General features: G+C 72.7%; 8 protein-coding genes. 5 read left to right on the forward strand and 3 right to left on the reverse strand.

Translation table 11 applies throughout. The features are described from left to right. The coding region (locus J0695_RS36195; RefSeq protein ID WP_206969014.1) for an MDR family NADP-dependent oxidoreductase at positions 1 to 894 on the forward strand (894 nt) is incomplete at its 5' end. Positions 895 to 920: 26 nt separating this feature from the next. Here J0695_RS36195 and J0695_RS36200 read toward each other — a convergent pair. Beyond that, complete coding sequence (locus J0695_RS36200; RefSeq protein ID WP_206969015.1) at positions 921 to 1634, reverse strand: alpha/beta fold hydrolase; 714 nt, start codon at positions 1632 to 1634, stop codon at positions 921 to 923. A 39-nt stretch (positions 1635 to 1673) separates the two neighbouring features. Then, complete coding sequence (locus J0695_RS36205) at positions 1674 to 2510, reverse strand: helix-turn-helix transcriptional regulator (RefSeq protein WP_206969016.1); 837 nt, start codon at positions 2508 to 2510, stop codon at positions 1674 to 1676. 123 nt (positions 2511 to 2633) lie between these two features. On the opposite strand from J0695_RS36205, the gene J0695_RS36210 reads away from it, so the two are divergent. Further along, the gene (locus tag J0695_RS36210; RefSeq protein WP_206969017.1) at positions 2634 to 3491 is read left to right on the forward strand and encodes an NAD-dependent epimerase/dehydratase family protein; all 858 of its coding nucleotides are present in this window, start codon (positions 2634 to 2636) and stop codon (positions 3489 to 3491) included. Positions 3492 to 3498: 7 nt separating this feature from the next. On the opposite strand, the gene J0695_RS36215 is transcribed toward J0695_RS36210, so the two are convergent. Further along, positions 3499 to 4020 carry a GNAT family N-acetyltransferase gene (locus tag J0695_RS36215; protein WP_307798875.1) on the reverse strand — a complete coding sequence of 174 codons (522 nt, stop codon included), beginning with the start codon at positions 4018 to 4020 and terminating at the stop codon, positions 3499 to 3501. A 76-nt stretch (positions 4021 to 4096) separates the two neighbouring features. Here J0695_RS36215 and J0695_RS36220 point away from each other — a divergent pair, with 76 nt between their 5' ends. From J0695_RS36220 to J0695_RS36230, 3 genes are read left to right on the forward strand one after another with little or no spacing between them, the layout of a single operon-like run. Next, a complete protein-coding gene (locus tag J0695_RS36220; RefSeq protein WP_206969019.1) occupies positions 4097 to 4672 on the forward strand; it encodes a CDP-alcohol phosphatidyltransferase family protein in 576 nt (191 codons plus the stop codon). Then, on the forward strand, positions 4669 to 5502 hold the full coding sequence (locus J0695_RS36225; RefSeq protein WP_206969020.1) for a phosphatidate cytidylyltransferase: 834 nt from the start codon (positions 4669 to 4671) through the stop codon (positions 5500 to 5502). Before J0695_RS36220 ends, J0695_RS36225 begins: the two co-directional genes overlap by 4 nt. Further along, positions 5499 to 6692 carry a lysophospholipid acyltransferase family protein gene (locus tag J0695_RS36230; RefSeq protein ID WP_307798876.1) on the forward strand — a complete coding sequence of 398 codons (1194 nt, stop codon included), beginning with the start codon at positions 5499 to 5501 and terminating at the stop codon, positions 6690 to 6692. The genes J0695_RS36225 and J0695_RS36230 overlap by 4 nt, the downstream gene beginning before the upstream one ends. Positions 6693 to 6913 lie beyond the last annotated feature (221 nt).

A 6913-nucleotide genomic window follows, 5' to 3' on the forward strand; every position in this document is an offset into this window, starting at 1 on the left:
GGCCCTGTCCCCGAACCCGCCCCCGGGTCCGCTGTCGTGGAGAACCTCCTGCTCTCCGTGGACCCGTACCACCGCGAGCTGATGGAGGAGGGCGGCTGGGACCTCGGCGCCCCGCTCGAAGGCCGCGCCCTGGGCCGCGTCATCGCCTCCCGCGACCCCGCGCTGGCCGAGGGGGACCTCGTCTTCCACCGGTACGGCTGGCGCACCCACTCCGTGGTGACCCTCGGCACGGACGGCACGCGCAGGATCCCCACGTACGAGGGCGTGCCCCTCGCCGCCCACCTGAGCATCCTCGGCGGCACCGGGCTCACCGCCTATGTCGCCCTCACCCGCACCCTGCGCCTGCAGCCCGGCGAGGATCTCTTCATCTCCGCCGCCGCGATCGCCCGGCTCCTCGGCGCCGGGCGGATCGTCGGGAGCACGGGTTCAGCGGCGAAGGTGAAGGCCTTGACCGAAGACCTCGGCTTCGACGCCGCGTTCAACTATCGCGACGGGCCGGTCGGCGAGCTCCTCGCGCAGGCGGCGCCGGACGGCATCGACGCGTACGTCGACAACGTCGGCGGCGACCACCTCAGCGGTGCGCTCTCCGTCCTGCGCGAGCACGGCAGGATCGCCTGGGTCGGCGCGGTCGCCCAGTACAACGACCCCGCCAACCCTCCCGCTGCCCCGCACAACCTCTACGACATCGTCCACAAGAGCCTGCGCCTGGAGGGCGTCCTGGTCAGGAACTACCGGGACGTCCAGGGCGAGTTGGAGGAGTTCCTCGTACCCCACCTCCAGAGCGGCCGCATCTCCCCCGACGTCACGGTCGCGCACGGCTTCGAGCGCACCGTGGACGCATTCCTGGGAATGCTGCGCGGCGAGAACACCGGAAAGATCCTCGTCGAGCTCTGAACCGGGCGGGCGAGCGAGCGAGCGGCTCAGGATTCCCCGGCCGCCGCCTTCAGCAGGATCTGCGCCAGCTCGTGCGGCTGCGAGAACATCGGCCAGTGCCCGGTGTCCATCCGGACCAGCTCCCAGCGCCCCTCGCTGCCTGCCAGCAGCTTGGCCGCGTCGTCGCTCGGCTCGCCCCCGTCGAGCAGGCATTTGATGTACGTCGCAGGGAGCGCGCCCAACGGCCGCTCCAGCACGGCCGGTTCGGTCACCGTGGCGCCCGGCTGCGGTGTCGCGCCGGCCACGATCCGGGCGATCTGCTCGTCGGTGAGCCCCTGCCCCTCGAAGTCCTCAGCGGCCAACGGCACCCAGAATCCGCCGTTCGCCGCCAGCTCCGCCTCGAACTTCTCCTGGCCCTGCCACCACCCGAGAGAGAACGACTCCCCGTCCGTCGGCACATTGGAGTCGACGAAGACCACCCTGGCCAGCCGGTCGCCGATCCGCTCGGCCGCCTGGCCGACCGGGACGCCCGCGTAGCTGTGTCCGACCAGGACGACATCACGAAGATCGAGACGCTCCACCTCGTCCACGATGTCCCGGACGTGCGTCTGCTGCCCCGCCCCCTGCACATCCCGCTTCTCCGCGATCCCGGAGAGCGTCAGCGGATGGGCACCGTGCCCGGCCGCACGCAGCTCGGGCACCACCTCGTCCCACGCCCATGCCCCGAGCCACGCGCCTGCCACCATCACGAATTGAGTCATGCCGTCACCGTAGGGCGAGGGTCTGACAACGGGCTCCGATCAGGGCAGTTGCGGGGTGAAGTCCTGCAGACCCAGCACCCGGAGCAGTTGGAGCCGCTCGTACGTCTGCGTGCCCGGCCGGGCCGAATGCACGATCAGATTCTGACCGCGCTCGGCCACGGCCAGCACCTCGCAGTCCAGCTCCAGGAGCCCCACCACCGGGTGGATGAAGCGCTTGACCGCCGACCGGCGCACCGCCACCTCGTGCTCCTCCCAGAGCGCCGCGAACTCCTCACTGGTGGCGCACAGTTCGGCCACGAGGCCGACCGGTCCCGGGTCCTGAGGCCGTGCGGCGAGCACCGCCCGCAGCTGCGCGACATGCGAGCGGGCGTGCCCCTCCTGGTCCTCGACCGGCGCGATCGCGCGGGCCGCGGGATCGGTGAAGTACGCGCGGATGATGTTGCGCCCCGGCCCGTTCTCCCCCGAAAGCGCCATCGCCATCGCGTTCATGGCGAGCACCTCGCCCCAGTCGCTCATCACCTGCGCGGGCGCGTCGTGCAGCCGGTCGAGGATCATCATCAGCCCAGGCCGCACATGCAGCGAGGAGCTCGTCTCGCGCGGCGGCTCCTCCCCGGTGAGGTGGAAGAGATGGTCGCGTTCGTCCTCGCTCAGGCGCAGGGCGCGCGCCAGCGCGGTGAGCATCTGGCGCGAGGGGTGGGAGCCGCGGGCCTGCTCCAGGCGGGTGTAGTAGTCCACCGACATGCCGGTGAGCTGGGCGACCTCCTCGCGCCGCAGTCCTTGCGTACGGCGGCGGGCACCGGCGGTGAGACCCACGGCCGAGGGTTCCAGGCGGGCGCGGCAGCGGCGCAGGAAGTGCGCGAGTTCATCTCGGTCCATGTATCCACCATGGCCCTGAACAGCGGTTTTATCCAGGGAGTGCCAGTCCCCGGATAAGCGCGTCTCTCCCGCCGCACCCCGTCCTGGCGCACGGTGGTGTCATCACGACGAAGGGAAACGATCATGTTGATTCTGGTGACCGGGGCGACCGGACAGGTCGGACGGCGCTTCGTGCCGAGGCTGCTGCAGCGGCAGCGCGGCGACGGCGACACGGTGCGCGTTCTCGTACGGGACGAGGAGCGCGGGGCGCCGTTCGCCGCGCTCGGTGCGCAGGTCGCGGTCGGCGAGCTGCGCGAGGCGGAGGATGTGCGCAAGGCGCTGGTGGGTGTGGACGCGGTGGTGAACATCGCCGCCGCCTTCCGCGGGGTGCCCGACGAGGAGGCGTGGGCGGTCAACCGCGATGCGGCGATCGCGCTGGGGCACGCGGCCGTGGAGGCGGGCGTCGGCCGTTTCGTACAGGTGTCGACGAACCTCGTGTACGGCGCCGGGCGCGGCCGTCCGCTGGTCGAGGACGACGTGCCGGTGCCCGGCGGGGAGATGTGGGGCGCCTACCCGGCCTCGAAGGCGGAGGCCGAGACGGCGCTCCTTGCGATCGAGGGTCTCGACGTACGCATCGGCCGGCTCTCGTTCGTGTACGGCGAGGGCGATCCGCACCTCGCGAACGTGATGACGTGGGCGGCGAACTGGGCGGCGACCCAGCGCCTGGCGATGGTCCACCACGCCGATGTGGCGCAAGGCCTGCTCCGGCTGCTGTACGCGGAGGGGATCGCGGGCCGTGCGTACAACATCGTGGACGACGCCCCGGTGACAGCGGTCGACCTGCACCAGCTCAACGGGGTGCCGCTCCCGGAAGGCATCGCCGAACGCCACGACCCGGACCCGTGGCACGGCCTCTCCTCCTCGCAGCGGATCCGCGACGAGCTCGGCTTCCGGCCGCTGTATCCGTCGGTGTGGACGGCGCTCGACGCGGGCGTGCTCTGACCAGGGCCTACAGCACATCCCCGTCGCGCCAGTCGAAGAGCAGGGGGTGCGCCGGGTCGCCGACGAGCGGGCGGACATACGTCGCCCCCTCCTCCTCCGGCAGCGGTACGACGCCGTCGGCGCCCAGCGCCCCGAGCCGCCCGGGCCACACCTGCCAGCCCCGTCCGGCATAGAGCCCGGCGCCCTCCTCCGAGGCGGAGAGGGCGCCGAACTCGTACGCACTGTCGATGACGTGCTCCAGCGCCTCCATGACCCGGCCGCCCAGGCCCTGCCTGTGGCGGTCGGCGCGTACCGCCACCGCCTCCACGTATCCGACGCGGTACGAGCGGCCCGCGTGCAGCACCCGGCGCTGGATCACGCTGCCGTGGGCGGCGATCCCGGCCTCGTCCCTGATGACGGCGTGCATACCGCCGAGGCCGTGGTCCCAGTCCGCGTCGCTGAATCCGCCGTCGAAAGCGGTGTTCAACAGGGCTCGGATCCCGGTGAGTTCGGTGCTGCTGAGCGCTGAGGTGTGCACGGTGGTGATCACGGGTCCACGGTACTCAGATCCGTTCTGAGTACGCGTGCCGATCCGCCCGGCGCGCGTCCGCAGCAGAGTGACACCCATGAACGGCCTCTACGCCTTCAAGCCCTGGTACGCCGCCCGCCTCTCCGGCATCCGCGGAGCGCTCGCCCGCCGCGAGGTGTCGCCCGACACCCTCACCGCGGCGGGCGTGGTGTCCGCCGCGGGTGCGGCAGTCGCGCTCGCCGCCCTGCCCGCCCCGTACGCCGCACTGCCCGTCGCCGTCCTTCTCGCGGCCCGGCTCGCCTTCGCCAACCTCGACGGGGCACTCGCCCGCGACACCGGCCGCACCACCAGGCGTGGTGCCGTGCTCAATGAACTCGGCGACCGCGCGGCCGACTTGATCGTCCTGGCGGGCTTCGTCGCGCTGGCCCCGCTCTGGCTGGTGGCCGTCGCCGCACTCGCCGCGACGCTCCCCTCCTGGGTCTCCCTGGCAGGTGCGGCGGCGGGCGCCCCGCGCCGCAACGGCGGCCCGGTCGGCAAGACGGAACGCTGCCTCCTCGTGGCCATCGCGGCCGCCACCGGCTGGGCGGTCCCGGTGCTGGCTGTCGTCGCGGCCGGCTCGGCGCTCACCGCTGTCCTCCGGCTGGCCTGGCTGTGGCGGGAGTTGGACCGATGAGCGCCGTCGTGGTGGTCGCCGGGACGCTCGGCGTGAGCGGGGTCGCCGTCGCGTCGCTGCCCGCCAAGGTCCGGATGCGGGCGGAGCTGCGGAGGCGCTGGCGGACCTGGGCGCTGGCCGCCCCGGTGTATCTGGGGGCGCTGTACCTGGGCGCCGCCGGGGCGTTCGCGCTGGCGGCGGCGCTCGGGCTGATCGCGGTGGCGGAGTACGTACGGATGACGGACCTGACCCGTACGGACTTCGCGGTGCTCGCGGCGGGGTCGGTGGCTCTCCCCGTACTGGCCTGGCAGGCGCCTGACCTGCTCGACCTGAGGTCGGCGGCGCTGCTCCTCCTGGCGGCCGCACTGCCCTCACTCCTCTCCGGGGACAGCGAGCGCGGCTTCACGCGCACGGCCCGCACCCTCTTCGCCCTCCTCTGGATTCCCGTGGCCCTGACCGGACTTGTGGCTCTCGGCCACCGGACCGCGATCGCGGTCGGCCTGGCGGTGGCGCTGGGCGATGTGGGGGCCTGGTGCGGTGGTACGGCACTGGGCAGGCGGGGCCCGCTCGCACGACCGCTGTCCGCGCTCTCCCCGAACAAGACCTGGGCGGGCGTACTGGGCGCGGCGGCCGCAACTGCCCTCGCCCTGTGGGCAGTCGGCTCCTTCACCCCGGCCCTCTGGGCCGCGGTGCTGCTCGGCTGCGTCTGCGGCGATCTCATCGAGTCGATGGTCAAGCGCGAGGCGGGCGTGAAGGACGCGGGCAGCTGGCTGCCCGGCTTCGGCGGCCTGCTCGACCGTATCGACTCACTCCTGGTGGCCCTGCTCCTCGCGATGGCGGTGACGCTGTGACAACGGCTCTCGTACGGACGACCCACGCACCCCACCGCCTGCCCGCCTTCCTGCGCCGGGCCCTGTGGATGCTGGTCCTCACGCTCACCGGCGGGGTGGAGCGGCGCGGCCGTCTGCCGCGCGGGGGCTGTGTGGTGGTGGCCAACCACTCCTCGCACGCCGACACGGCCGCCCTCCTCGCCGCACTCGACGCGCGCCACGCGCCCGCGATCGGCGCGGCGGCCGACTACTGGTTCGCGTCCCCGTGGCGCAGCCGGCTCTGCTCGCGCCTGGCGGCGGGCTTCCCCGTGCGCCGTACGGGCGGCGGCCTGGACGACCTCCTCGCCATGACGGACCATCTGCGGGCGGGCCGAGCGGTGGTGCTCTTCCCGGAGGGCACGCGCGGCCGTGACGGGGAGGTCGGCTCCTTCCACCGGGGTGCGCTGCTGCTCGCGGAGCGGGCCGGGGTCCCGCTGGTCCCGGTCGGCATCGGCGGCACGGACCGCCTGCTGCCCAAGCACGGCCGGCTGCGGCACTCGTTCGTACGGGTACAGATCGGCGCCCCGCTGCCCGCCACGGCTTCCCCCGAAGAGGCCCGCGACGCGGTGGCCGCGCTCACGGCCCGTACGAAATCCGAACCCCTCCGCGACTCGCGCACCCGCCACCGGGTGGCAGCGGTCGTCGTCTCCCGCTGGGCGCTCCCGCTCGCCTTCGTCTGGGCCTTCGCGGAAGCCCTGAGCTGGCCGCTGATGCCGGAACTGCTCCTCGCGGCGGTGTGCGTGGCAGTGCCACGCGCCGCCCTGAAACTCTCCCTCACGGCCCTGGCAGGCAGCCTGGCGGGCAGCCTCCTCGCTCTCCAACTGGCCACCTCCGGTGCCCACTTGCCCGCCCCGCTCACCACACCGCGGATGCACGCGGAGGTCCGCAGCGAACTCGCCCTCGAAGGTGCATCCGCGATCCGCCACCAGCCGTGGAACGGCATCCCCTTCAAGGTGTACGCAGCCGAGGCGGGCCGCGCCGGAACACCTGCCTCCGACTGGCTGCCCACGGCGGCGAAGGCGCGCGGCGCCCGCACGCTCTCCGTCGGGCTGCTCTTCGCCGCGTTCGGCCTGCTGATGCGCCGGTACCGCCACCTCTACGGCCGGTACCTGCTGCTCCTGGGATCGGGCTTCGCCACGGCTCTGACGCTGATCGTGACGGGCTGGAGCTGACCCCGCACCTGACCCCGCATCCCACCCCCCGCCACCAATTGATCCGACCTATCTGCCGCACTGGGTCTTGACGGCCCCTCAACTCCCCTCCATTCTCCCAGTCATCGGACGAATCGATCCAGTCGAGCCTGGGAGCCCTTTGTGGCGCTACTGCACCGGATCCGCCTCCTCACCCTCATCCTCTGCGCGGCACTCGCCGCCACCCTGCTCACATCCGTCAC

The organism is Streptomyces beijiangensis (assembly GCF_017315755.1).
Taxonomy (GTDB): domain Bacteria; phylum Actinomycetota; class Actinomycetes; order Streptomycetales; family Streptomycetaceae; genus Streptomyces; species Streptomyces beijiangensis.

Coding starts and splice junctions, on each gene's coding strand:
- J0695_RS36200 (WP_206969015.1), bottom strand. CDS start 1,634: ATGACTCAATTCGTGATGGTGGCAGGCGCGTGGCTCGGGGCATGGGCG.
- J0695_RS36210 (WP_206969017.1), top strand. CDS start 2,634: ATGTTGATTCTGGTGACCGGGGCGACCGGACAGGTCGGACGGCGCTTC.
- J0695_RS36220 (WP_206969019.1), top strand. CDS start 4,097: ATGAACGGCCTCTACGCCTTCAAGCCCTGGTACGCCGCCCGCCTCTCC.
- J0695_RS36205 (WP_206969016.1), bottom strand. CDS start 2,510: ATGGACCGAGATGAACTCGCGCACTTCCTGCGCCGCTGCCGCGCCCGC.
- J0695_RS36225 (WP_206969020.1), top strand. CDS start 4,669: ATGAGCGCCGTCGTGGTGGTCGCCGGGACGCTCGGCGTGAGCGGGGTC.